This window comes from Myxococcales bacterium (assembly GCA_016706225.1).
GTDB lineage: Bacteria > Myxococcota_A > Polyangia > Polyangiales > Polyangiaceae > JADJKB01.
The window spans coordinates 371,442-394,009 of sequence record JADJKB010000003.1 but is presented as its reverse complement, the minus strand read 5'-3'; the positions used below and the strand labels follow the sequence as shown (position 1 = coordinate 394,009).

The window sequence follows — 22,568 nt, the reverse complement described above, 5'->3', positions numbered from 1 at the left end:
TATCACGCGCGCGCGGCTGGGGAACGGTCATCCTCCGATTTTCGCCAGCCGACGGGCGCGGCGGCAATCGGCCTCAGCGCGCGTCGATCACGGTTTTGAGCAGTGCCGGGTCGTCGGTCATGATGCCGTGCACACCCAGGTCGAGCAACGCATTCATGTCGGTCTCGTCGTTGACGGTCCATGCGTGCAGGACGAGGCCCAGCCGGTTGGCCCGCGCCACCAGCGCCGCGTCGAGCGAGGCATACGGGGGCTGGACCAGGCGCGTGGCCGGCGTGTAGTCGGCCTCCGTTTCATCGGAGACGGTGGACAGTTCGAGCATCTCGCCGAGTCCCATGCCGGTGAGCTGGTTGGGCCGTTTCGCCCGGACCTCTTGCACGACATCATCCGAAAAGGAGACCAGCACGCTGCGGGGCGCAGCGCCCTCCTCGTCGAGCACCGCCAGCACGAGATCGACGATGCCGGGTGTCGTCTGTTTGATTTCGATCGACCACCACGCGGTCGGGTGAGCGTCGAGCACCTCCGCCAGCGTCGGGATGGTCACTCCCTTGCCGCGCCAGGGGTGGGTCGCTCCTTGGTCCTGGGTGAAAGCGTACCCAGCGTCCAGCTTCCGCAGCTCGGCGAGGGTGAAGTCGTGGACGAGTCCTGTCCCGTCGGTGGTGCGATTGACCTCGTCGTCGTGCAAACAGACGATCTCGTCGTCAGCCGTAGAGTGCACGTCGAGCTCGAGCACGTCGGCACCGATTGTGCTGGCGTTGTCGAAGGCCGGGAGGGTCTCCTCCGGCATCAGCGCGCCGCCTCCGCGGTGTGCGATCAAGAGGGGCGCGCAGCTGAGCAAGCGGTCCTTGCTCGGATTGCAGCCCTTCGGGGTGTCTTCTTTGGGATCATCGCCGCAGCCAAGCAGGAAGACGGCGAGTGCGCCCGCGCCGACCCAGCGCACGGCACGCCGGAGGGAGCCGCGCCAGGTCGCGCTCTGGCGCGGGGGGGCGATCTGAGCGGAAGGCGGAATCGAAGAGGCAGAAATTTTCACAGGAAGTTGGAAGGGGGGAGGATTTGAATTTGAGCAGCGGAAAGGCGGAATCGAAGAGGCAGAAATTTTCACAGGAAGTTGGAAGGGGGGAGGATTTGAATTTGAGCGGAGCAGGCATTCGGCCGTTCTGCCGTCTTGCGGTTCAGGCGCCATGCTCTGCCTCCGCTCCCGCCGGGGAGAGCTCTGCGGCTGCTCGCTTTCCCGACTCGATGGCGCCCTCCATGAATCCCATACAGCGGCGCGCGCTCTCGGTGCCGGCAAAGTGCAGACGACCGACGGGCTCTCTGAGCGCGTGACCATGGCGCGAGAGAATACCACTCGCGAACAATGCCACGGGGCCGCCCCCGCTCCACTCCTCCTTGGTCCAGTCGCACTCCGCGTAGGACAGCGGGTGTCTGGCCTCGTCGCCGAAAAACCGCGCCAGCTTGTCGGTGACGATGCGCTGTTTTTCCCTGGGGTCTAGGCGATGCCAGCTCCGCGCCGGCGGTCCCCCGATGAACGCCAGGAGACACGCAGTGCGTCCGTCCTCGCTCGACTGATCGAACGTGACCGAGATCGGACCATCGGCGCTGGCGGCTTCGCCCGACAGACCGCGGTCGCGCCAGAAGGTGCGCTCGTAGCGCAGGAAACATTTCACCGCAGCTCCCATGGGGGCGCCCTTCTGCAGCTCGCTCCTCGCTCGGGGTAATCCAGGGCTGAACTCGATCTGCTCCGCGAGCGGAACCGGCACGGCTACGATGGCGTGTCTTGCGCGCCAGGTCTGCCCGGCCCTGCTGGTCACGCTGACCCCTTCGCCATCCTGCTTGATGGCAGCGACCGGAGTGCCGAGCTTCACCCGCTCCGCGCCGAGTCGGTCGGCGAGCGCCAGCGCGATGGCCTGCGCCCCGCCGGCGATGCGCTCGTGCTGAAAGCCGCCCTCGGTCGCGATCATGCGCTCGAGCCCGCCGGCGGACCGCACGTAGCTCAGCGCGTGAAACAACGACAGCTCGCTCGAGTCGGCGCCGAAGATGGTGCGCATGGCGGCGTCCATCGTGGTGCGTGCGTCCTCGCTCCACATGAGCTTGCGTCGCATCGCGTCCAGCGTCGTTCCGTCCCAGAGCTCCGCGCGAGCGTGCCGCCAGGGCGCGGCCGGATCGAGGCGGCGAGCCCAGGCGTCGATGACCCAGATGGCGGCTTGCATCTGGGCGAGCTTCCAGGGCGCCATGCGCGGGATGGTCCCGGCGTAGGTGGAGATCTGTCCCCGCAGCTCGAGCACCTTTCTGCCCTGATCAAAGGTGGGAAAGGTCCGGAGCCCCAGCTCCTCGATCAGGCTGTGCACGAGCGGCTGACCGTCGCCGATCCACTCCCCGCCCCAGTCGACCTCGGCGCCGTCGAGCTCACCACTGAAGGTGCGACCGCCGACGCGCTCGCGCGCCTCGAGCACCAGCACACTTTGCCCTGCCCGTGAGAGCTCGCGCGCCGCGGTGAGTCCCGCGATGCCCGCTCCCACTACGATGACCTCGGCATCGAACACGCGCCGTCACTCCTTCTGCAGCGAGTCGATCCCGCGTTTGAGCTCAGCGCTCACCGGAGTTTTTTTGCCGGTCGCATAGTCGAAGACCACGATCACACTCTCTGCTTCCATGACGGTCATGCCCTGCTTGGCCTGGCTGGTCGTGCGATATCCGAGAGTGAGAGAGGTCGTACCGATACGAGTGACGCCGACCGAGACGCTGACTGTGTCGGGATAGGTGACGGGTTCGCGAAAATCGATCGCCTGCCGAGCGAGGATCGGGCCGACGCTGCCGCCGCCGATCAACCCGAGCCGCTCGAAATACGCGATGCGAGCCTGCTCGAGCCAGCGGGCGTAGACCGCATTATTGACGTGTCCGAGGGCGTCCATGTCGCCCCACATCACGGGCAGCTCGATGCACACGGGACGCGCGGGGTTGTTCGACGGATCGGACATCACCCGCGAGCATAGCCGCATTTGCTTGGTGATTGTCCGGTGAAGCCCGTGCGCGCGTTCCGCGCTTGCGGCGCTGCTCCGTGTCGTTATCCTGCGCAGACATGGCAAAGGGGAGCACTCGCGAGCCGCGGACTCCGGAGCCCTCTTCGAGCGAGCCGTCCGCCGCGAAGCACGGGAGGCTGATTGCCGTGGGCTTGGTGGCGTGTGTGAGCCTGGCCGCGGTGTTTGCGCTTCAAGAGCGCAGTCATGACGCCGGCGTGGCTCCGAGCGCAGCGCCCGTTCCGTCCGCGTCCTTTGGAGCGCAGCCGTCGGACGAGCTGGCGGCACCTGCCCGAACTGCGATGACCGCGGACCCGAGCGCAGTTGCGCCGGCGGCCAGCGCCGCCCCGTTGGCCGTCGCAAGCGAGCGAACGGCGACGGCCGCGCTGCCGAGTGCCAGTGCGAGCGCGGGGACGCCGACGGACAGCTTCGGTCCGCGCCCAGCCCTCAAGGCCGCGCTCAAGCTGCGCGGGGCCAAGGGCAAGACCGCGGAAGATCTCGTGCGGGAGAACTTCTGAGCGTCAACCGTCAACCCACGCAGAGCTCGCGATCGTCCCCGCGGCCGGTCAACGCACGCCGGGCAGCGGCGCGTTCAGCTGCGTGTCCGCTGCGCACTGGAAGGTGAGCTGTCCCAGGAACGCCTCCGAACAACCCAACATGCGTGTCGCGCTCTTGCCCCTGCAGATGCGATCGAAGGTCGCGCCGTTCGAGATGAGGCTGGAGCACAGCTCCTCGCCCGCGCTGCACTGTGCCTCGGCCTCGGTGCGGTTCTGGACGTAGCGGCTCGAATCGGCGCACTCTGCCGTCGATCCCGAGACGCAGGCCGTACACTTCCACTCCTTCTTGGTGCAGGCGGTGGACAACACGGCCACGACGAGTCCGATCGTGAAGAGCATGGGGGTGGTCTTCATGCCAGCAGTCACGGTCCCGGGTCAGCTCCCGCAGCGCCGGTGCAGGCGACGAAGACTCCCGAGCCGGCGGCGGGGGTGTCGTTGCCGCTGAAGATCAGCTGGCGTGGGAGCACGTCGATCTTGTCGACGCGGTTCTGGCGAAAGTCGCTCACCGATACGTTGGCGTTCGGCGGGCTCTTCCGCGCGCCGTCCTCCGAGCCGCACGCAGCGATGACGGCCGCGAGCAGCACCCAAACCCCCTGGCGCATGCGCTGAGACTAGCGCCAGCCTGGCGCGCCGTCACTCGACGTGACCGCTCTCACTTAGGGCGAGCACGAACCGCGCGGCGCGACTCGGGCGCGGAGGGACTCGCGGACTAAAGCGCCTGGATCAGGTCCACCTTGTAGAGCTGGCAGTCTTTGTGCTCGAGCCCGCCCAGCCTGCCGCCGGTCACCCGGACCTTGGCGCCGACGCCGACCGTCTTGCCTTCGGCGGTGGTGACGGAGAGGTCCTTCTCCGAGAAGTCCTTGGGCAGCTTTTCCATCTGGTTCTTGCTGCCGCCGACCCTGAGATTCACGCGCAGGCCTTCTTTGTCGGTCGGATTGGCCCTGAGCACCATGCCGCAGGTGTCGCTGCACATCACGAACAGTCCGCCGGGAATGCCGAGGTACCCCTCCACGCTCACGCGTTTCAGGTCGCCATTGGGCGCCGGATCGAATTTTGGACCGCAGACCTCGGCGAAGGCCGCCGGCTCTCCTGGCTCCGGGCTCTTGCAGGCGACGACACAAGTGGCAGCCAAGCAGACGATGACGAGTCGCACGAGGTTCATGATCACACCTAGGTCCGATGAATTTCCAACGCTGTCAACGGCGTTCCTCGCAGCCTGATTCCCAGGCCGCCGGCAAGCCCGCCCACGAACCGCTCAGTAAAAGCCTTCGCGGCGGCGATAACGCTCGCTGCGCTCGGCGTCGTAACCCTCGGCGTCGAACCCATCGCCCTCGATGGCGCGCAGGATCTGTCCGTTGCTGGGCATCGACTCCGGATTGACGTGCAGGCTCGGCTCCCAGAGTTGCGCGCGGAGGGGCGCCTTCGAGCACTGGGTGAACGCCTGCTCGATGCTGACGACGATGCCGAGGCGCGGCGCCTTGCCCTCGACCGCACAGGGAGCGAGCAGCTCGGGATCCGTCGTCAGCGTGGCGCGGCCGTTGACCCGGAACGTCTCCGTGACTCCCGGGACCAGGAACAAGAGCCCGATCCGCGAGCTCGCGATGATGTTGGTCAAGGTGTCCGCGATGCGATTGCCCGGGCGCTCGGGGATTAGCAGGGTCTGATCGTCGAGGATACGCACGAACCCAGCCGGGTCGCCTCGCGGGCTCACATCACAGTTGCCTTCGGCGTTGGTGGTCGCGACGCACACGAACGGGGAGCGCAGGATGAACTCGCGGGTCAGAGGGTTGAGCCGAGCCGCGAGCTTCTTGCACACCAGCTCGGTGGGTGAACCGATCAGCTGACGCAGCTCGGTCTCGGTATTTATCCTGTGATCCGCGCTGGACGCTGGAGGCATGAGCCGAAGCGTTCCATTCACCGAAGGGCGCCGCAATCGAGCCCGCGGTCCTTGCTGTTCTCGCGTGGCTCAGGAAGAAACACCGCGCGCCGCGACGGGGCGACCGCGATTGCGTGAGTAAGCGCGCTTGCCCAGGCGCTCCATGACCACGAAGAACGCGCCCAGCACGCGGGGCAAGACCCGGGGCGCTCGTGACCAGTACCAGTGCTTCGGAGCGGGCGGGTGGCGCTTTCGGCTCGGGTCGAGCAACACGTCCGCCACGATCACTCCCTCCCGGTCGGCCAAGCGCTCGAGCACGCGACCGTCCGCGTCGCAGATGCACGAGAGACCGGGAAAGTCGAAGCGCAGGCGCACCAGCGGGACGCCCGGGATCGGCGTGTGGCAGCGGCCGCCTGCTTTGTTCACCAGCACCACGGGGATGCCGAACGCCCTGGCGTAGTACGGCGCGACCTCACCCAGGTTGTTCTGCATCACGGACGTTCCGAAGGGCACGCAAGGTGCCGAGTGGGGCATGAGCAGCAGGTCCGGCTTCTCCTGCCGAACGCGCTCGAAGAACCGCGCCGTGTGGTTGTCCTGGCAGATGCCGACGGAGATCCGAAAGTCTTCCGTGTCGATCGATTTCGGCTCGGGGCAGCTCTTGAAATACCAGCCCTCGAAGGCCGGCAAGGACTCCTTGCGGATGCGGCCGACAATGCGGCCGTCGGGTCCCGCGAGAGCGAAGGTGTTGTAGAAGTCGTCGCCCTCCGCCTCCAGATACGTGGCTCCGACGTAGACGTGGTGCTCCGCAGCAACCCGTCTGAGCCAAGTCTCGGTGGCTCCCGTCTGGCGCTCGCCCGCGTCCCAGATGGACTCGCTGTAGATGTATCCCGCGGCCAGGAACTCGGGGCACAGGACCAGGCGGGCTCCCGCCCGTGCGGCCTCGGCGACCAGCGGCTCGGTGCGCTTCAAGTTGTTCGCGCCGTCGCCGTTGAGGCTCTCGACCTGCACGGCCGCGACGCGGAGGGTTCGAGGCTCGGTCACGATTTCCCGAGCCTACGCGCCCGCCTTCTCGGTGTCCGCTTCAGTGTGGGACTTGTTGAACCTGGCAGCTGTCCTGCGGACCGATCCAGGCCAGCATGTTGACCCAGAGTTTCTCGATTTCGGGCAGCTTCTGCCACTCGCTGTCGAACTCGATCCACTCGTCACCCCAGATCACCGCGCGGCCTTTGCTGCGCTCGTGGGCGAACGCGACGGGCCCGGCAGAAATGCTGCCGATGACGGTGCTGGTGCCGCCGGTCGAGCCGCTGTCCTTCACCAGGTAACCGCCGGCGAAGGTCACCGACGTCAGACCCGTGGTCACCGGATGAGTGGCAAACTGGGTCACCGGCTCGGAGTAGAGCCCCGGCTGGTAAGCCAGCCCGAACGGCGCGAGCAGGGTGTTCGCGTAGAAGTCCGGGGCGGAGTCGGTGTATCCGGTCATCGAGACGAATCCCCCTCCGCTCTCGACCCAACTCTTCAGCGAGTCAGCTTCCGGGTTGGTGTACGAACGCGGGAGTCGGTCGAGGATCAAGACGTCGTACTTGCTCAACAACGCCGAGTCGAAGCTCTCGGTGGCCGTCAAATGAGTGCGTTCGACCGAGGTGCCGCGCGCCGTGAGCCAGGCCTGAAAATTCGCAGAGGGATTCGAGCCGGGATTACCGATGATGCCGATGCTGAGGCAGTCGCAGATCCCGTCCTTGCCCACGTCGACGTCGTCGACCTTTCCGTTGCAGTCGTCGTCGAGCCCGTCGCAGAGGGTCTCGGTGGCCGAGGTGGGGGTGCACGGACCTGCGTCCGGCAGAATGATGGAGCCGCCGCTGCCTCCGGTGGCACCGTTGCCGCCGCTGCCCGCACTCGCGTCGCCGCTCGACCCACCCGTGGCGCCGGTCGAGCCGCCGACGCTCGCACCGCCGGTGTTGCCGGCGATGCCGCCATCGTCCGCCGAGCAGTGGACGAGCGATGCAGTCAAGATCATCACGCTCAGCGATCGCAGCATCCCGTGAAGTTATCAGCGGAGAAGCAGCCCCGCAATTTCGCGGTGCACTCGGGTTGGCGCACTGCCAACCCAGTTGCGGGCGCCCGGCAGAGAAACAGGGCCATCCTTCCGGTATGCCGCTTGCTCGTTTCCCGGCGATGGCGGCGGAGCAAGCGTGGGTTCGGGCGAGCTTGGCAGGTCTGAGCCTCGCCGCCGCGCTCGCGGTGTCCGGCTGCCTCGACCGGTCCGAGTCGGGCTCTTCGCCGAACAGCACCAAGTGGTTCGTGCAGGACGTCCGCTTCAGCCGCCTCGACAAGATCGATCTGCTCTTCATGATCGACAACTCGATCTCGATGGCCGACAAACAGACGCTCCTCGCGGAGGCGGTGCCGGAGCTACTCAAGCGGCTGATCACGCCCAAGTGCGATGACGGCTCGGGCAAGCTGACGGATCAGCCCTGCAGCAAACAGGCCTGGGAGGAGTTCGAACCGATCAAGGACATCCACATCGGGATCGTGTCGAGCAGCTTGGGTGGACACGGCGGGGACGAGTGTTCCGAGAGCAACCCGAAGTCGAACCCGACCCAGCGCGACAACGCCCACCTGATCGGTTTGTTGCGACCCAACCTCCAGAGTTATGCTGACCTGGGCTTCTTGTGGTGGGCCCCCACCGGCAAGCAGGGCCCTGCGGGCCCCGGTGAGTTCGACAAGAACAAACTCGAGGCGACCTTCGCGGAGCACGTGAAGGCGACGGGTGAGAGCGGTTGCGGTTACGAGGCCCAGCTCGAGTCCTGGTACCGTTTTTTGGTCGACCCCGCGCCGCCGTCGAAGGTGGTGGTGGTGAACGGAGCCGCAGAGCGCCAGGGCGTGGACGACGTCCTGCTGCAGCAGCGCAAGGACTTCCTGCGCCCCAACTCGTTGGTCGCCATCGTCATGTTGAGCGACGAGAACGACTGCTCGATCATCGATGGCGACTTCAACTGGCTCGCGGCACAGACCAGCAACCCGGACGCCTCGGCGTTTCATCTGCCCCGCGCCACCTCCGAGTGCGTGCAGGCTCCGGACAGCCCTTGCTGCCGCTCGTGCAAGGCTTCGGAGAGCGCGCCGCCCTCCGGCTGCCTGCCACTTGGCAGCGACCCGGAGTGCCAGAAGGGCGCTTGGGACGACGCAGGAGACCACCCCAACCTGCGCTGCTGGCAGCAGAAGCAGCGCTTCGGTCAGGAGTTTCTGTACCCGACCCGGCGCTACGTCGAGGCCCTGAGCCAGCCGCGCATCTGTCCGGTGTGGGACGCGAACGGTCCGGTTGGCTGCCAGTTCGACGAGCCGAATGCGAAGGGCTACCGCGTGTGCAACCCGCTCTTCCAGAAGGACTTGGGCGCTCCGGAAGCCTGCGACAATCTGACGCGGGACCCGGGACTGATCTACCTCGCTGGGATCGTCGGAGTGCCTTGGCAGGACATCGCGACGCCGGCCACGCTCGCGGACCCGTCCCGGCTCGAGTTCCTGCGGCCCTCGGCGATCCCCTGGGACTGGCTGCTGCCGCAGTGCAAGGAGACGGTCGCACAGAACGCGAGCAACAACCCGGGCAACGAGCTGCCTCGCCCCAAGGCCATTTGCGACAAGTGGGACCTGACCGACCAGCCCGACGACGCGCTCATGATCGAGTCGAGCGCGCCGCGCACCGGGAACAACCCGGCCCTGAACGTCGAGCTAGCGCCCGAGAGCTCGGCTCCCATGGCGAACCCGATCAACGGTCACGAGTGGCTGACCGCGGACGGCGACCTGCAGTACGCTTGCATCTTCGAGCTGTCGCAACCGAAGGACTGCGGTGCTGCGCCCGGCGGCGGTTGTGACTGTGATGACGTGGGCACGGGTTACACCGCGAACAACCCGCTGTGCCAGAGCCAGAGCGGGCAGTTCACCAAGCTGCAGACGCACGCGAAGGCCTTCCCCGGGACTCGCGAGCTAGAGGTGCTGAAAGACTTCGGCGAGAACAGCGTCGTGGCCAGCATTTGTCCGAAGATCACCGACGATAAAAGCAACCCGAGCTACGGCTTCAACCCGGCCATGGCAGCCATCATCGAACGACTGAAGCCAGTCATCAGTGGCCAGTGTTTGAATCCGCCCGTCGCCTTTCCCCTCGACAAAGCGGGCAAACCAGACCCGAGTCGGATTCCGCGATGTGTGATGGTCGAGGTGCTTCCGCGCGATGGCCCCGGCAGCCCCTGCGCCGCATGTGACACGAGCCTGCGGCGCAGCGAGGTGACTCACTCGGTGATTGAGCCCGTGATGAATCGACTCGAGCTAACCGGGCAGTGCGCAGGCGACAGCTGCAAGCCCGAAAACTACTGCAAGTGCGAGATCGGCTACGTGAAAGACAGGCAGGCCTGCGAAGAGACCGGTCCGCAGCCGAACAACTACGGTTGGTGCTACGTCGATCCGTCGCAGGGCGTGGGTAACCCCTTGTTGGTACAAGGCTGCTCCCCAGCGCGCGAGCTGCTCTTCAGCGGCGACGATACCCCGGCGTCGGGCTCGACCGTGTTCATCGCGTGTGTTGGCCCGCAACTCGCCGGCGCCGCGCCCACCGAGTGACAGACGACCCTCACTCGCCAAGGGGTCTGCCCGTTCGACCATTCAGCCCGGAGCGTCCGCTCAGTCGAGCCTGAAGCGAACGCGGTGCCGCGAAGAGCCGCGATCGCCCGAGTCAAACTCGATTCAGCCCTCGCTCTTCACGGATGGCCGCGTTCTTTGCTTCGGCGCGCTCGAGCGCCGGCCTCTGTGCCAGGCGCTCCGCGTACGCGGTGAAGCTCGGGCGCGGCTCCAGCATCTTGAAAGCGAGCATGTAGCGCAGGGTGCCGCCGAAGATCACGTCGGCCATCGAGAACGTGTCGCCCAGGATGAAACCACGGTCCGAAATGGCGCTCTCCATCGCCGACAGCATCGACTCGTACGCACCCCATCCCGCTTGCCCTTCCTTGAAGGACCAGCCAGCGAGTTTTGCCATCGCTCCCGGTTCGATCACCGACGGCGCAAACAGGGACCACCTGAGGTAAGTGCCCCGAGCGGGGTCATCCACCCGCGGAGCGAGGCGGCCGTAAGCGTAGCGATCGGCCAGGTAGAGCCCGATCGCTGCGCCTTCCGTGATCACGACGCCGTCGTCGGTGAGAGTGGGCAGCTTGCCCATCGGGTTGTGCGCAACGAGCTCGGGTGCCTTCTGTTCCCCCTTCATGATGTCCACGTAAGAGAGGTCGTAGGGCTCCCCGATCTCCTCGAGCATCCAGACGACAGTGGCCGCGCGAGAAAACGGGTGATGGTAGAGAACGATCGACATGAGGACCTGCCTTGGTTCGGCACAAGAGGCTAGACCAGGACGCGCGGGGAGCGACGTTCGATCTGCGAACCGCGGCTCCGATGCGCGCCGCGGGCGGGCGAAGCCGAGCGAAGTTCGCGGGGAGCGCGCGGCTCGGTTATGCTGCGGGAATGGCGTTGCGCTCTCCCGCTCTCTGGTTCGCGCTGTGTCTAGTGCTGTCACCCGGCCCGCTCGCCCTTGCCTGTTCGAGCGATGCCGAGGTCGTCCAGAAGGACGGCACCGGCGGCAAGCCGGCCGACAGCGGCATCGACGTGTTGGCCTGCTCCGCGGGTCAGTTCGTGTGCAGCGGCGACGTAGCCAAACCCTGCCTCGGCGGCGGTAAGGTCGGAGACCCGGTCGATTGCGCGGCGTCCAGCAAGATCTGTGTCGACTTCTTCGGCTGTGTCACCTGTGCGCCCACATCGCAGTCGTGCGCCAACGGCACGGCCAAGATCTGCAAGAACGATGGCAGCGCCTGGGAGACCTTCGAGTGTGACGCGACCCAGGGCATGAAGTGCGAAACGAGCGGCTGCACCGGCAGCTGTACACCGCCGAGCCTGAAGTACAGCTACCTGGGCTGCGACTACTTCCCGACGGTGACGCTCAATCCGGTGTGGAGCGGCTTCGAGTTCGCCGTGGCTGTGGCGAACGCGGGCAAGAGCGCAGCCTCGGTGGTCGTGACGCGCGGCACGACGGAGGTCAAGAAGACCAGCGTCGCGGCCGGCGCTCTCGAGGTGCTCAGCTTGCCCTGGGTGCCCGAGCTCAAGGGTGGAGACGTCGATGCCTGTCAGCTGCCGCCGGATCCCGGCGCGACGCGCGTGGTGAAGGGTGGCGCCTACCGGCTTCGCACCGATCAGCCGGTGACCGTGTACCAGCTCTCGCCGCTCCGCTACGAGATCAAGCCCGCGCCTGCCGAGTGCCCGGTCGGTGCCAAGTGCCCCGGTGGTTTCGGCAGTGACTGCCTGGCGTTCTCCAACGACGCGACGCTGCTGCTTCCATCAACGACCCTGACCGGGAACTACACCAGCGTCGCCTGGCCGAGCGCGCCCAATCGCGCCGGGTTCGTGGCCGTGACCGCAACCCAAGATGGGACCGAGGTGCAGCTGTTCGGCAAGGGTGAGTTCGCAGCGGGTGCGGGCATCGATACGAGTGGCAACGGCAAGGTCACCCTCGCTCGCGGCGATGTGCTCGAGGTCATCGCGCGACACGACGGCCCGAGCGGACAGTACGGCGCGGACATCAGCGGCACCCGCCTCAAGGCCAGCAAACCCGTGCAGGTCATCGGCGGGCACTCGTGCGCGAACATCCCCACTGCCGCGACCGACGCTTGTGACCACATCGAGCACGCCATGCTGCCCGTGGAGACGCTTGGCAAGGAGTACTACGTAGCCTTTCCCGCGGCCCTCGCCAGTCAGTCGCCGCACGTCGTGCGCATCGTCGCGATCGAGCCGAACACCAAGCTCACCTTCGATCCTGCGAGCGTCTCGGGTGACAAGACCTTGAGCCCGACGGACGCACCGCTCGAGCTCTCGGGCGTGACCGAGGACTTCAAGGTCAGCGGAGACAAGGCGTTCATGGTCGCCCAGTTCATGCAGGGGCAAGCTTCGGTCCCGAGCGGCTCGGGTGATCCGAGCCTGGGTCTGGCCGTACCCGCGGCGCAGTATCGCAAGGACTACCTCTTCATCACCAGCGCCACCTACGACACCAGCTTCGTCAACGTGATCACCAAGTCGGGCGCCAGTGTCAGCCTGGACGGCGCGCCGCTCTCCGGCACACCGTCTCTGATCGGCGCCAGCGGGTACGCGGTCACCCGCGTCGAGCTCCCGGCGGGGCTCGAGGTTCACCGCATCGAGTCCGGCAGCCCCTTCGGAATCATGGTGTACGGCTACGGGCGCTACACGAGCTACATGTATGCCGGCGGCCTCGACTTGACGCCGATCACGATCCCACCGGTCTTCTGAGCGCAGAACCTCGGGCAGACCGCCTCCGGTGCGGGACGAGAAGTCGCACCCGCACCGCATCGGTTATACTCTTCTCGAACGGCGTCCGTCCGCGGCGGGCACACCGAGGAGTCAGACGATGACCAAGCGCAGGCGCAACGATTCGAAGGCAATGAGCTTGGGTCGGGCAGTGCGAGTCAGCCTGCTCTTTGGACTTCTCTCGGTTGGTGCACTGGCCTTCGGCTGTGGCAGCTCGAGCGAAGAGGGCAAGGGCGGAACGGGCGGTGTCGCCGCCAGCGGCAGTGGCGGTTCGGCGGCGGACGGCGGCGGGCTCGATGGCGCGGCGGGCGGCGCGGCCACCGGTGGCAACGGCGGTACCGCAGCGGACGGCGGCGGCGCGGCGGCCGGGGGTACCGGCGCGACGGGCACAGGCGGCGCGGGCTGTACGCCGAAGACGTGTGTGGACGCGAAGGCGACCTGCGGCACCGTCGACGACGAGTGCGGCGGAACGGTGGCGTGTGGGGCATGCCCCGCAGGTCAGGTTTGTTCGAACAGCACCCACGCCTGCACGCCGCCGGCGGACGACTGCAAGGCGGCTGGCGCCGAGTGTGGTGTCATCAACGACGCTTGTGGGCAGAGCGTCGATTGTGGCGCGTGTGCGCCGGGACAGATTTGCGATGGCGCCACGCGAAAGTGTGGACCGTGTGTGCCGGCTCAGTGCGCGGGTGACAAGTGCGGCACCTTCCCCGACGGTTGTGGCGGCAGCGTGACGTGCACGGCGTGCGGCCCGGGACAGACCTGTGATGCGGTGAGCAACAAGTGCATCACCTGTGCGACCACGACGTGTCAGGCGGAGAAGGTCCAGTGCGGCACCATCAGTGACAAGTGCGGCGGCGTGCTGACCTGCGGCACCTGCGCCGGGGGTCTGCAGTGCGTCGCAGGCAAGTGTCTGCCGCCGCCCCCGCCGCCGGAGTGCGACAGCCAGGCCAAGAACTGCGGCACGGTAACCAACAGCTGCACCGGACTGCCGTTGAACTGCGGCAGCTGCCTGCCGGGTGAAATTTGCTCCAACAACGTGTGCGTCGCCTGCATCCCGAAGACGTGCGGCGAGCAGGGAATCATTTGTGGCCCCGCGAGTGATGGCTGCGGCGGCACGCTGTCGTGCGGCACATGCGCCACGAATCAGCTGTGCTACGGCGGCGGATGCTGCACGCCGACCTCGTGTCCAGCGCAGGGGAAGAACTGCGGAAACATCAGCAACGGTTGCGGCGGGACGATCGCGTGCGGAGACTGCCCGACCGGGCAGAAGTGCGGCGGCAGCGGCACGGCGAACGTGTGCGCGCCGTGTGTTCCGAAGACCTGCCAGGATCAGAACCTCGAGTGCGGCGAGCACAGTGACGGCTGCGGAGGCAAGGTACAGTGTGGCACCTGCCTGACGAACGAGAAGTGCACCGGCGGCGGGAAGTGCTGCACCCCGACCACCTGCGCGGCCCAGGGCAAGGACTGCGGCAACATCAGCGATGGCTGCGGCGGGCAGCTCAACTGCGGCGCCTGCACCAACGGTGAGGTGTGTGGCGGCAGTGGAACCGCCAACGTCTGCGCACCCTGTACTCCGAAGGACTGCACGACGCTCGGCAAGCAGTGTGGCAAGACCAGCAACGGCTGCGGCGGCCAGGTGGACTGTGGCCCGTGTAACAACGCGTCGGACGTCTGTTACAACAACCAGTGCTGCCAGCCCACGACCTGTGCTGCCAAGGGCGTGGCCTGTGGCAACACCAGCGACGGCTGCGGTGGGCAGCTCGTGTGTGGGCCCTGCGCCTCGGGTCAAGTCTGCCAGGGCAATCAGTGTTGTCAGCCGCAGACCTGCACGGCGCTCGGCAAGCAGTGCGGCAGCTGGCCCGATGGCTGCGGCGGTCAGGCTGCGTGCCCGGCGTGTCCCGGCGGTCAGGTGTGTTTGACGAGCGGAACCTGCTGTTTGCCCGTGAGCTGTACGGGCAAGTGTGGGTACAGCGGATCCGACGGATGCGGCGGTCAGGTGACCTGCCCTCCGTGTTGATGACAAGGAGCTTGGCTTGAAAATGCGAATTCTCATCGGCGCGGCGACCGCGACGGCCTTGGCCCTATCGCTGGCGTCGGGCTGCGGTGACGACGGCGGCTCGGGCAAGAAGAAGTCCGACGGCGGCACGGACGCCGCGGTCGACGGCGCGGACGGCGACGGTGGGCCCGTCACCAAGACCTACAGCGCGTGCTCGAGCGACGGCTGGTGCTGGGAGCTGCCGAGGCCCCAGGGAAACACCCTCGGCGGCGCTTGGGCCTCGAGCGAGTCCGACGTGTGGGCGGTGGGTGAAAAGGGCACGGTCATCCACTGGGACGGCAAGGGATGGGCGGGTGTCGATGTCGGAACGGACGAGACGCTGTCGGCGATCTGGGGCGCGGACGCACAGCACCTCTGGGCCGTCGGGGCGGCTGGCACCATCGTACAGTACGAGAACGGCAGCTGGTCGCAGGTGGTTCTGCCGACCGATGCGGACGCGGCGACGGACGCCGGTGTCACCACGAAGTTCTTCGCGGTCCACGGCGCGTCGGCGAAGGACGTCTGGGTGGTCGGTGATGCCGGCGCCATCTGGCACTACGACGGCGCGAGCTGGAAGCTCGAGATGAGCCCGACGCCGACGCCGTTGTACGCGGTCTGGGCCGCGCCGACCGGTGAGGTCTGGGCGGCGGGCGAGGGTGGGACGATTCTCGCGCGGCAAGGCACCGATTGGACGATCGCGCTCGTCTCTGGACCGCGCTGGCGTGCGCTCGCCGGCCGAGACTCGACGAGTGTGGTCGCCGTGGGTGACGGCGGGTTCTACGCAGTGCTCGCGGCGGGCGCTTGGGGTGTCACTCAGATCCCCGGCGCCACATCGAACCTGGCGGTCGCGGTGGACGGCGAGGGCGTGTGGGCGGTCGGCCTGGGCGGTCAGACGCTGCGCTACGATCCAATCGCACCCGCCTGGGTGTCTCTGCCATCCGCGACCAAGAAGAGCTTGTTTGCGCTGATCCGGGTGGGGGATCAGAAGGTCATCAGCTTCGGCGAAGGCGGAGTGATCCAGCGTTGGGATGGGGACGCGCGTTCGTTGCTCTCCTCCGGCTCCAGCGCGAACCGACTTGCGCTCGCGGGCACCGGTGCCAAAGACGTCTGGGCCGTCGGAGACGAGGTGCTGCACAATCAGGGCAGCGGCTGGCAGGTCGTCGAGCCGAACACCCCACGCGCGCTCTACGACGTCGCGGCGGTGAGCGCGAACGATGCCTGGGCGGTCGGAACCGGCGGCACGATCATTCGCTGGGGTGGGACTCAAAAGGGGTGGAGTACGGTCGAGGTGCCGACCCAGGCTTGGCTGCGCGCAGTGCAGCTCACGCCGACGGGCGGTTGGATCGTCGGCGAGAAGGGCACTTTGCTCGCGCTTCTGAACCAGACCAGCTGGGTGGCGACACCGAGCAACACTGCGCAGAACCTGAACGACGTCTGGATCGCCAGCGCCACGGACGCTTGGGCCGTGGGGGACTCGGGCACACTCTTGCACTGGGACGGCGCGGTGTGGGGTGTACCCGGTCGCGAATGAAGCGGGCGCGACCCCGACGCTGCGTGCCGTGTGGGGAGCCGACGCCGCGAACGTGTGGGCGGTCGGACTGAACGGCACCATCGCGCGTTACGATGGCAAGACCTGGAACGTCGTGACTACCGGGGAGCTCTATTCGCTGAACGATCTCTGGGGCAGCGCCGCGACCGACGTGTACGCGGTCGGGTCGAGCGGCAAGGTGCTGCACTTCGACGGCAGCGTGTGGGAAGAGCAGACCTCCGGCGTCAAGGAGACCCTGAACACCGTGTGGGGTGCGGACGGGAAGAACGTGTGGATCGCCGGCGAAGGCGGCGCCCTGCTCAAACGCTCGCAGTGAGGTCGTCTCCGGCGAGCGTGCTCTCTGGTCCGCTTCGGTGTTCGAGCGCGCGTGCGAGGGCGTCGAGCCGCTCGAGAATCGTCGAGAAGAGCCGCGGATGAAACTCCGGGTCGCTCGCTGAGCCGTGAGCGAGCAACCAACCGTCCGCGAGCTCCAGCGCCCGCGTTCGACGCTCGAAGACTTGTTCGGCCAGGGTGGCAATCTGCTCGAACCCGAGCGCATGTTCTTCGCAGAAGGGTGCGAGCGACTGCTCGGCGAGCGGATACGGACCGCCATCGTAGTCGGCGTGAATCCGGAAGCTGCCCGAGCGCGCGCAGGCGACGGCGAGCGTCCGGGGCGGTTCGAGCCAAAACGCGCGACCGTTGCCCAGCCGCCCGCTGAGCCTCCACTCCGAGAGGTGAGCTTCCGCTGTGCGCTCCGGAGCGGCCGTCCCGAATTGTGTCGCCAGCAAGTCTCGCCACCAACTGCGCTCGGAGCGATGAATCGGAGAGTGCACTCGCTCGGCGGGCGGCAAGAATTCCTCGATGTCAGCGAGCACGTCGCGCACGTCGCGGTAGCGCTTGCCCCAGAGATCGAGGTGCGAAAGCTCGAAGTAATGCGCCCGGTGGGTCGCGATGAAGGCGGTGACGATGAAGGCGGCCGCCGCGAGGCCCAGGACGAGCGCCAGAGTGCCCACCGAGACGCCCGCCAGTTTCAAGATGCCGGCGATGACGGCAGCTGCAATCAGCAGCAGCCCTCCCCGAACCCGCCGGGCGCGCGAGCCCGGAGACGACGCCATGCTTGGATTGTACGCGGGACGCCACCCGCGCGGGAGTCCCTGGCGCGACGAGCGGGCGAAGTGAAGCCGGTGCCGACCGAGCCGCCGCCCATCACACGGCTGCTGATGCAAGCCGAGGCCTGGCAGCGGGAGCTGGTCATTGGGGGTGGTCAGGAGCCAGGCGTCGATTGCGGTTCGGGAGAAGGTCTCGGCCATGCGTCGGGCTGGAAACACACGCTGCTTCCGCACGCCCAGCTGTATCCGATGAAGGCGGGCGGCGTGGCGCTCACGGACTGGATAGCGAAGTTGCTCGAGCGCTCCGCGAGCTCGGTCGTGTGCGATCCGCACTGCGGCGGTCCCATCAACATGTCCGGGAACCAAGGCTGGGAGTGCACGACCGGGACGGCTGGCGAGCCCGCTCCCCTGGAGTCCACGCTCGACATCACGCTGGACTACGTGAGCGTCGAAGCATCGAGCTACCCGGCGATCGAGGGCGTCAGGGTCAAGGCCTGTGCCGATGCCGACCCGAGCTGCGCCTCGCCCCTCGCTCAGACCACGACCAACGCCGCCGGCCGGTTCGTTCTTCACGTGCCCGCCGGCAAGGACGGCTTCCTGGGCACCATCGCCCTCGACGGGCCCGACCTCGCGACGCGCCTGCTGCTGCGCCCGGCCGTGCGCAATCCGCAGCACGCGATGGTGGGCGACAACTCCCACTACGGCGCGGTCAAGAAGTCGAAGATGGCCGCCCTCGCCCAGGCCGCCGGTGTGACCTACGACCCGGGCACCGGACTGGTGATCGCGGACGTGCTCGACTGCAACCTGTCTTGGCGCAGTGACGTGACGGTGGATCTCGACGGCGTGCAACCCACCGGGTACGTGCAGCCCGACGGGAGCCTGGGCGCAACGAAGTCAGCGTGGCCCGTATGGTGGAACGTCGCTCCGGGAAAGCACACGATGCACGAGACCCTGGCGGGCGCGACGACCCCGGTGGCCGCCCTGGACTTCGAAGTCGGCGCCGGCACGTATACGAACGTCGCCGGGCTGTCGCCGCGGAGCGTGCAGCCCTGAGCAGCGTGGCGGCAACGACGTGGTGCCGAAGGGTTTGCAAATGTTCTATCGCGGAACAGCGAGGCCGGCTTCGCGTCATGGAGATGACCGCGGCGGAAGTCGCTCGGAGCGATGAATCGGAGAGTGCACTCGCTCGGCGGGCGGCAAGAACTCCTCGATGTCAGCGAGCACGTCTCGTACGTCGCGGTAGCGCTTGCCCCAGAGATCGACGTGCTGGAGTTCGAAGTAGTGCGCCCGGTGGGTTCCGATGAACGCGCCGACGATGACGCTGGCCGCGGCCGACCGAGCCGCCGCCCATCACCCGGCTGCTGGCTCAGGCCGAGGAGTGGCAGTGTGAGCTCGATGCCGGGGCCGTGAGGAGCCGGGCGGCGATCGCAGCAAGGGAAGGGGTCTCGGCGATGCGGGTGGGGTCCATCTTGGCGTTGCTCAAGCTGCATCCGGACATCCAGAAGTGGCTCCGATTGCTCCCACCGGGTACGCCGCCGAGGTTGATCACCGAGCGGGCGCTGAGGCCCGTTGCGAGGATGGACGCGGAGAAGCAACTCTGGGAGGTGGCGAGGCGGTGGCCCACCGGCCGCCTCTGCGGTGAGCGTGCTTCGATGCTGAAGACCAAGGGCGAGTAATGCGGCCCGCGGCCTGCCCTACTCCGCCGCCGCATCCGAGATCGCCGAGCACTTCGCCTGCGACGAACAGAATTCAATCAGCTTCCACCCGTCCGGCACGCAGGCATCGACGAACTGCCAGCAGGACTTGTCGGGAGCGATCCCGCACGTGGGAGACGTGGAGCCTGCGCACCAGTGTGCACAGCCCGCGAAGCCGTACTTTCCGGTCGAGTACTGCTGGCCCGTCAGGGCGATGCAACCCGGCGTATTCTTGCAGGTTGACTCATCAAGTCCCTCGCAGAGGGGGGTCAGGTTCGCCCGAATCGACGTCCTGGTTCGCATCGCTGGCGTGCTCTGCCCCGGCATCGCCCGAACTGCCACCCCTCGCGTCGCCTCCCGAGTCGGGGCCATCGGTCGTCGAGACGTCGGAGACTCCGTCATCGGGCGAAGCGTCACGGGGTGAGGATGCGTCGTCGGATGTCGAGCACGCGCAGAAGGCGCTGAGCACGATCGCGCAGAGTGTGGCTTTCATGTGCTCACCGCATCGCCGTGTCGGCCGAGTAGTACCAGGACGCGTCCACTTCGCGTGCCCCATCCGCGGCGGGCACAGAGTATCCGTAGACCCTGATGCAAGGATCGCGAAAACGCGTCGCTCTCTTCTGGATGTCGGCCCGGCGCGGGAGCGACCGGAGCGACCTGGCAAGGTCGTTTCCACGCTGTTACGACGCTATTCTATGCGAGCGAACCCTTCGACCTGGTCGAACCCCTGGTCGAAGGACGCGACGCTGTCGATGGTACCCTCGCGCCGCAGCACCACCAGCAGGGCGTCGTTGAAGTTCAACGTGCCCTGCGTCGCTAGCACCACGTCGAGGATGTCCTCGGCCAGCCGCGTGGCCTCGCCCTGCACGCTCGTCACATCGCCCGCTTGAAACCATTCCCGGACGAACCCGAGGGCGGGCTCGAGCTGCGGTGGCTGCGTGCGCCGGTCCCGTCGCCGGCACAGCACCGACACGGCTTCCCCCACCAGCACATCCAAGAGCACCGTGGAATGCCCGTCGGCCTGGAGCCGATCGACGAGCGCCCTTGCACGTGCGTGATGCACGTCCCCGGCGTCGAGCAACCCGACGAGGACGTTCGCGTCGAGGACGACTTCAGCCATCGTAGAGGGCTTTGCAGTCCTCGATGGCGTCCCCGCCGAGGTTCACTTTGCCCACCGCAGCGAGCAGGTGATCCCAGGGAACCGGCCGGAGCCTCAGGGCGCTCCGTTCGCGCCGCGCCGCGTGAATGACGGCTTCCCGCTGCTCCTCGGGCAACGACGCGAGCTGATCGACCAGGGGCTTCAGCGCCGCTGGCACCAGTTCGGCGGGGAGCTTCGGTTGCGCCATCGAGGGGATCATAGCACCCCACGATGAACGCAGCCGGGCTCCGCGCCTGGCACCGATTCAGCGCGCCCGAGAGGATTCGAACCTCTGACCTACGGCTCCGGAGGCCGTCGCTCTATCCAGCTGAGCTACGGGCGCAAAAGGGCGCTCTCATTAGCTCAGGGGGTGGCGCGGGGCAATCCCGGCGGAATTTGGCTGTTGCTGCGATGGATCGGGCGGCGAATCAGCGCGCTTCTCGGACCTGTCATGTCGGCCGCGCTGCGCTAGGCTCCCTCGCCTCATGCGTGTGATCACCGTCCCCTGCCTCCAAGACAACTATGCGTACCTCATCGTCGCCGACGGCAGCAACCGCGCGCTGGTCGTCGATCCGAGCGAGGCCGATCCCGTCATCGCCGCACTCACCCGCAACGAGCTGACGCTGGGCGCCATCCTCAACACCCACCACCACTGGGATCACACCGGCGGCAACGAGGCGCTGTGTCAGGCGTTCGGCGAGCTGCCCGTGCATGGGCACGCATCCGACGCCGGCCGCATCCCGCTCCTCAACGTGCAGCACAACCACGGCGACGAGTTCGAGGAGCTCGGGTTGTCCTTCAAAGCGCTGCACGTCCCTGGACACACCTCGGGTGCCGTGGCCTACGTGTGCGGTGATGCCGTCTTCACCGGGGATACCCTCTTCGCCGCCGGTTGCGGTCGCTTGTTCGAGGGTACGCCGGCGCAGATGTACGAGTCACTCAATGAGAAGCTCGGCGCGCTGCCCGACGCCACGCGCGTGTTCTGTGGCCACGAGTACACCGCGGCCAACCTGCGCTTCGCCGCACACCTCGAGCCCAGCAACAACGACGTGCGGGGCAAGGCCGAGCGGGTGGCTGCGCTGCGCGAGCGCGGTGAGCCGAGCGTGCCTTCCAGCATCGGCGACGAGCGCCGCACCAACCCCTTCATGCGCTGCGACAGCGCCGAGCTCCGCAAGCACCTCGCGGCCGAGCTCGCCGCCGACGCGAGCCCTGGAGATGTGCTCGGCGCCATCAGAGCGGAGAAAGACAGCTTCCGGTGAGCGGGCGGCGGGCCCCGATCTTCTGCGCCTTGCTCCTGGCGGCCTGCGATGGCTGTGGAGCGCGCGGTGGCTCGAGCCCGTCAGGCGCGCCCCCGGCGTCGGTGACGTCCGCACGCACGACGCGCACGCCTTCGGCGGTCGCCAAGCCAAGCGCAGCGCCGGCTTCGGCGAGCGCTGCGCCGCTCGCGCGCCTGCTACCAGCGAGTGAGCTCACCTGGGTCTACGACTCGACCCAGGCCGGACCGATGCAGGTCGTCGTTCGCCTGCCAGCGCGTCGAGAAGGGCAGCGTTTTCCCGTGCTCGTTGCCATGCACGGGCGGGGTGAGTCGTTCAAAGGCCCGGCGCATGGCGCTCGCGGCTGGATCGACGACTACGGACTGGTGACCGCGCTCGATCGCCTGCACGCGCCGCCGCTGGTCGATGAAGATCTCGAAGGGCTCGCGGACAAACAGCGGCTGGCGCACCTGAATCAGGCGCTCGCGCGGCAGCCCTACCGAGACTTGATCGTCGTGTGTCCGTTCACGCCCGACATCTTGAGCGGTGACAAACCCTTCAGCTCCGCGCGACCGTTTGCGCGTTTTGTGGTGAACGAGCTCTTGCCGAGGGTCTACCGTGAGACTCCCGCGCTGGGCACGCCGGCATCGACGGGCATCGACGGGGTCAGCCTGGGAGGACGCGCATCCGTCCTGATCGGGCTCGAGTACCCCGAATCGTTCGGTGCCGTCGCGGCTCTTCAGGCGGCATTCGATTCAGCGGACGCGCCGGAGCTGACACGGCGCGCGAAGGCTGCGCGGGAGAAGAACCCGAAGCTCGCGCTCCGCTTCCTGACTAGCGATCACGACTTCTTTCTCAATTCGACTCGCAACATCTCCAAGGCGTTGCGCGCCGCCGATGTCGACCACGTGCTCGACGTGATCCCCGGGCCCCACGACTACATCTTCAACCGGGGTCCGGGTGTGTACGAGATGCTCACCTTCCACGATCGAGTACTGCGCGGAGTGGCGCCGATCGAATGAG

General features: G+C 67.2%; 24 protein-coding genes and 1 tRNA gene. 10 read left to right on the top strand and 15 right to left on the bottom strand.

Translation table 11 applies throughout. The annotated features are described in order from the left end of the window. Window positions 1-73: 73 nt before the first annotated feature. From IPI67_03540 to IPI67_03530, 3 genes are all read right to left on the bottom strand, one after another. A complete protein-coding gene (locus IPI67_03540) occupies window positions 74-937 on the bottom strand; it encodes a glycerophosphodiester phosphodiesterase (GenBank protein ID MBK7579257.1) in 864 nt (287 codons plus the stop codon). A gap of 232 nt (window positions 938-1,169) precedes the next feature. After that, entirely contained in the window at window positions 1,170-2,540 is a 1,371-nt protein-coding gene (locus IPI67_03535; protein MBK7579256.1) for a flavin monoamine oxidase family protein, read from the bottom strand. A 6-nt stretch (window positions 2,541-2,546) separates the two neighbouring features. After that, a complete protein-coding gene (locus tag IPI67_03530; GenBank protein ID MBK7579255.1) occupies window positions 2,547-2,975 on the bottom strand; it encodes an acyl-CoA thioesterase in 429 nt (142 codons plus the stop codon). A 101-nt stretch (window positions 2,976-3,076) separates the two neighbouring features. Between IPI67_03530 and IPI67_03525 the strand changes: the two genes are divergently transcribed. Next, complete coding sequence (locus IPI67_03525) at window positions 3,077-3,532, top strand: hypothetical protein (protein MBK7579254.1); 456 nt, start codon at window positions 3,077-3,079, stop codon at window positions 3,530-3,532. A gap of 48 nt (window positions 3,533-3,580) precedes the next feature. Here IPI67_03525 and IPI67_03520 read toward each other — a convergent pair whose 3' ends face one another. The 6 genes from IPI67_03520 to IPI67_03495 form a co-directional block, all read right to left on the bottom strand. Continuing rightward, window positions 3,581-3,925 carry a hypothetical protein gene (locus IPI67_03520; GenBank protein MBK7579253.1) on the bottom strand — a complete coding sequence of 115 codons (345 nt, stop codon included), beginning with the start codon at window positions 3,923-3,925 and terminating at the stop codon, window positions 3,581-3,583. An 8-nt stretch (window positions 3,926-3,933) separates the two neighbouring features. Continuing rightward, the gene (locus IPI67_03515) at window positions 3,934-4,173 is read right to left on the bottom strand and encodes a hypothetical protein (protein ID MBK7579252.1); all 240 of its coding nucleotides are present in this window, start codon (window positions 4,171-4,173) and stop codon (window positions 3,934-3,936) included. Window positions 4,174-4,280: 107 nt separating this feature from the next. Next, window positions 4,281-4,733, bottom strand: a complete 453-nt coding sequence (locus tag IPI67_03510) for a hypothetical protein (protein MBK7579251.1) — start codon at window positions 4,731-4,733, stop codon at window positions 4,281-4,283. A 93-nt stretch (window positions 4,734-4,826) separates the two neighbouring features. Continuing rightward, the gene (locus IPI67_03505) at window positions 4,827-5,468 is read right to left on the bottom strand and encodes a pyridoxamine 5'-phosphate oxidase family protein (protein MBK7579250.1); all 642 of its coding nucleotides are present in this window, start codon (window positions 5,466-5,468) and stop codon (window positions 4,827-4,829) included. Window positions 5,469-5,537: 69 nt separating this feature from the next. Beyond that, the gene (locus IPI67_03500) at window positions 5,538-6,488 is read right to left on the bottom strand and encodes a carbon-nitrogen hydrolase family protein (GenBank protein ID MBK7579249.1); all 951 of its coding nucleotides are present in this window, start codon (window positions 6,486-6,488) and stop codon (window positions 5,538-5,540) included. A gap of 40 nt (window positions 6,489-6,528) precedes the next feature. Further along, window positions 6,529-7,482: a hypothetical protein gene (locus IPI67_03495; protein MBK7579248.1), complete on the bottom strand. Its 954-nt coding sequence runs from the start codon at window positions 7,480-7,482 to the stop codon at window positions 6,529-6,531. Between the two features lie 113 nt (window positions 7,483-7,595). On the opposite strand from IPI67_03495, the gene IPI67_03490 reads away from it, so the two are divergent. After that, window positions 7,596-10,052: a hypothetical protein gene (locus tag IPI67_03490; protein MBK7579247.1), complete on the top strand. Its 2,457-nt coding sequence runs from the start codon at window positions 7,596-7,598 to the stop codon at window positions 10,050-10,052. Between the two features lie 112 nt (window positions 10,053-10,164). On the opposite strand, the gene IPI67_03485 is transcribed toward IPI67_03490, so the two are convergent. Beyond that, window positions 10,165-10,791, bottom strand: a complete 627-nt coding sequence (locus tag IPI67_03485) for a glutathione S-transferase family protein (GenBank protein ID MBK7579246.1) — start codon at window positions 10,789-10,791, stop codon at window positions 10,165-10,167. 149 nt (window positions 10,792-10,940) lie between these two features. On the opposite strand from IPI67_03485, the gene IPI67_03480 reads away from it, so the two are divergent. The 4 genes from IPI67_03480 to IPI67_03465 all read left to right on the top strand — a co-directional run bounded on the left by IPI67_03480 (window position 10,941) and on the right by IPI67_03465 (window position 16,688). Continuing rightward, window positions 10,941-12,770, top strand: a complete 1,830-nt coding sequence (locus IPI67_03480; protein ID MBK7579245.1) for an IgGFc-binding protein — start codon at window positions 10,941-10,943, stop codon at window positions 12,768-12,770. A gap of 118 nt (window positions 12,771-12,888) precedes the next feature. Further along, complete coding sequence (locus IPI67_03475; protein ID MBK7579244.1) at window positions 12,889-14,805, top strand: hypothetical protein; 1,917 nt, start codon at window positions 12,889-12,891, stop codon at window positions 14,803-14,805. Between the two features lie 16 nt (window positions 14,806-14,821). Continuing rightward, window positions 14,822-16,354: a hypothetical protein gene (locus tag IPI67_03470; GenBank protein MBK7579243.1), complete on the top strand. Its 1,533-nt coding sequence runs from the start codon at window positions 14,822-14,824 to the stop codon at window positions 16,352-16,354. A 28-nt stretch (window positions 16,355-16,382) separates the two neighbouring features. Then, window positions 16,383-16,688 (top strand): hypothetical protein, encoded by a 306-nt coding sequence (locus IPI67_03465; protein MBK7579242.1) that lies wholly within the window; start codon window positions 16,383-16,385, stop codon window positions 16,686-16,688. On the opposite strand, the gene IPI67_03460 is transcribed toward IPI67_03465, so the two are convergent. Then, window positions 16,672-17,466, bottom strand: coding sequence for a hypothetical protein (locus IPI67_03460; protein MBK7579241.1), 795 nt, complete (start codon window positions 17,464-17,466; stop codon window positions 16,672-16,674). The two genes, IPI67_03465 and IPI67_03460, sit on opposite strands and share 17 nt — an antisense overlap. Before the next feature lie 60 nt (window positions 17,467-17,526). Here IPI67_03460 and IPI67_03455 point away from each other — a divergent pair, with 60 nt between their 5' ends. Both IPI67_03455 and IPI67_03450 read left to right on the top strand, forming a co-directional pair. After that, window positions 17,527-18,513: a hypothetical protein gene (locus tag IPI67_03455; GenBank protein MBK7579240.1), complete on the top strand. Its 987-nt coding sequence runs from the start codon at window positions 17,527-17,529 to the stop codon at window positions 18,511-18,513. Window positions 18,514-18,911: 398 nt separating this feature from the next. Further along, on the top strand, window positions 18,912-19,136 hold the full coding sequence (locus IPI67_03450; protein MBK7579239.1) for a hypothetical protein: 225 nt from the start codon (window positions 18,912-18,914) through the stop codon (window positions 19,134-19,136). Between the two features lie 18 nt (window positions 19,137-19,154). Here the strand turns inward: IPI67_03450 and IPI67_03445 are convergent, their stop codons facing one another. The 4 genes from IPI67_03445 to IPI67_03430 all read right to left on the bottom strand — a co-directional run bounded on the left by IPI67_03445 (window position 19,155) and on the right by IPI67_03430 (window position 20,635). Continuing rightward, entirely contained in the window at window positions 19,155-19,457 is a 303-nt protein-coding gene (locus IPI67_03445; protein ID MBK7579238.1) for a hypothetical protein, read from the bottom strand. A gap of 385 nt (window positions 19,458-19,842) precedes the next feature. Continuing rightward, window positions 19,843-20,274 carry a type II toxin-antitoxin system VapC family toxin gene (locus tag IPI67_03440; GenBank protein MBK7579237.1) on the bottom strand — a complete coding sequence of 144 codons (432 nt, stop codon included), beginning with the start codon at window positions 20,272-20,274 and terminating at the stop codon, window positions 19,843-19,845. Next, the gene (locus tag IPI67_03435) at window positions 20,267-20,500 is read right to left on the bottom strand and encodes a hypothetical protein (GenBank protein ID MBK7579236.1); all 234 of its coding nucleotides are present in this window, start codon (window positions 20,498-20,500) and stop codon (window positions 20,267-20,269) included. The genes IPI67_03440 and IPI67_03435 overlap by 8 nt, the downstream gene beginning before the upstream one ends. Window positions 20,501-20,561: 61 nt before the next feature. Beyond that, window positions 20,562-20,635 (bottom strand) — tRNA-Arg (locus IPI67_03430). Window positions 20,636-20,777: 142 nt separating this feature from the next. On the opposite strand from IPI67_03430, the gene gloB reads away from it, so the two are divergent. Together gloB and IPI67_03420 are read left to right on the top strand one after the other, a co-directional pair. Next, on the top strand, window positions 20,778-21,551 hold the full coding sequence (gene gloB / locus IPI67_03425; protein MBK7579235.1) for a hydroxyacylglutathione hydrolase: 774 nt from the start codon (window positions 20,778-20,780) through the stop codon (window positions 21,549-21,551). Next, the gene (locus IPI67_03420) at window positions 21,548-22,567 is read left to right on the top strand and encodes an esterase (protein ID MBK7579234.1); all 1,020 of its coding nucleotides are present in this window, start codon (window positions 21,548-21,550) and stop codon (window positions 22,565-22,567) included. Before gloB ends, IPI67_03420 begins: the two co-directional genes overlap by 4 nt. The last annotated feature ends 1 nt before the right edge of the window (window position 22,568 follow it).

What these genes read in the sequence shown, in the direction of transcription:
- IPI67_03530 (MBK7579255.1), bottom strand. Translation starts at nt 2,975, where the DNA reads ATGTCCGATCCGTCGAACAACCCCGCGCGTCCCGTGTGCATCGAGCTG.
- IPI67_03525 (MBK7579254.1), top strand. Translation starts at nt 3,077, where the DNA reads ATGGCAAAGGGGAGCACTCGCGAGCCGCGGACTCCGGAGCCCTCTTCG.
- IPI67_03520 (MBK7579253.1), bottom strand. Translation starts at nt 3,925, where the DNA reads ATGAAGACCACCCCCATGCTCTTCACGATCGGACTCGTCGTGGCCGTG.
- IPI67_03515 (MBK7579252.1), bottom strand. Translation starts at nt 4,173, where the DNA reads ATGCGCCAGGGGGTTTGGGTGCTGCTCGCGGCCGTCATCGCTGCGTGC.
- IPI67_03510 (MBK7579251.1), bottom strand. Translation starts at nt 4,733, where the DNA reads ATGAACCTCGTGCGACTCGTCATCGTCTGCTTGGCTGCCACTTGTGTC.
- IPI67_03505 (MBK7579250.1), bottom strand. Translation starts at nt 5,468, where the DNA reads ATGCCTCCAGCGTCCAGCGCGGATCACAGGATAAATACCGAGACCGAG.
- IPI67_03495 (MBK7579248.1), bottom strand. Translation starts at nt 7,482, where the DNA reads ATGCTGCGATCGCTGAGCGTGATGATCTTGACTGCATCGCTCGTCCAC.
- IPI67_03490 (MBK7579247.1), top strand. Translation starts at nt 7,596, where the DNA reads ATGCCGCTTGCTCGTTTCCCGGCGATGGCGGCGGAGCAAGCGTGGGTT.
- IPI67_03485 (MBK7579246.1), bottom strand. Translation starts at nt 10,791, where the DNA reads ATGTCGATCGTTCTCTACCATCACCCGTTTTCTCGCGCGGCCACTGTC.
- IPI67_03480 (MBK7579245.1), top strand. Translation starts at nt 10,941, where the DNA reads ATGGCGTTGCGCTCTCCCGCTCTCTGGTTCGCGCTGTGTCTAGTGCTG.
- IPI67_03475 (MBK7579244.1), top strand. Translation starts at nt 12,889, where the DNA reads ATGACCAAGCGCAGGCGCAACGATTCGAAGGCAATGAGCTTGGGTCGG.
- IPI67_03460 (MBK7579241.1), bottom strand. Translation starts at nt 17,466, where the DNA reads ATGGCGTCGTCTCCGGGCTCGCGCGCCCGGCGGGTTCGGGGAGGGCTG.
- IPI67_03450 (MBK7579239.1), top strand. Translation starts at nt 18,912, where the DNA reads ATGCGGGTGGGGTCCATCTTGGCGTTGCTCAAGCTGCATCCGGACATC.
- IPI67_03445 (MBK7579238.1), bottom strand. Translation starts at nt 19,457, where the DNA reads ATGCGAACCAGGACGTCGATTCGGGCGAACCTGACCCCCCTCTGCGAG.
- IPI67_03440 (MBK7579237.1), bottom strand. Translation starts at nt 20,274, where the DNA reads ATGGCTGAAGTCGTCCTCGACGCGAACGTCCTCGTCGGGTTGCTCGAC.
- IPI67_03435 (MBK7579236.1), bottom strand. Translation starts at nt 20,500, where the DNA reads ATGGCGCAACCGAAGCTCCCCGCCGAACTGGTGCCAGCGGCGCTGAAG.
- gloB (MBK7579235.1), top strand. Translation starts at nt 20,778, where the DNA reads ATGCGTGTGATCACCGTCCCCTGCCTCCAAGACAACTATGCGTACCTC.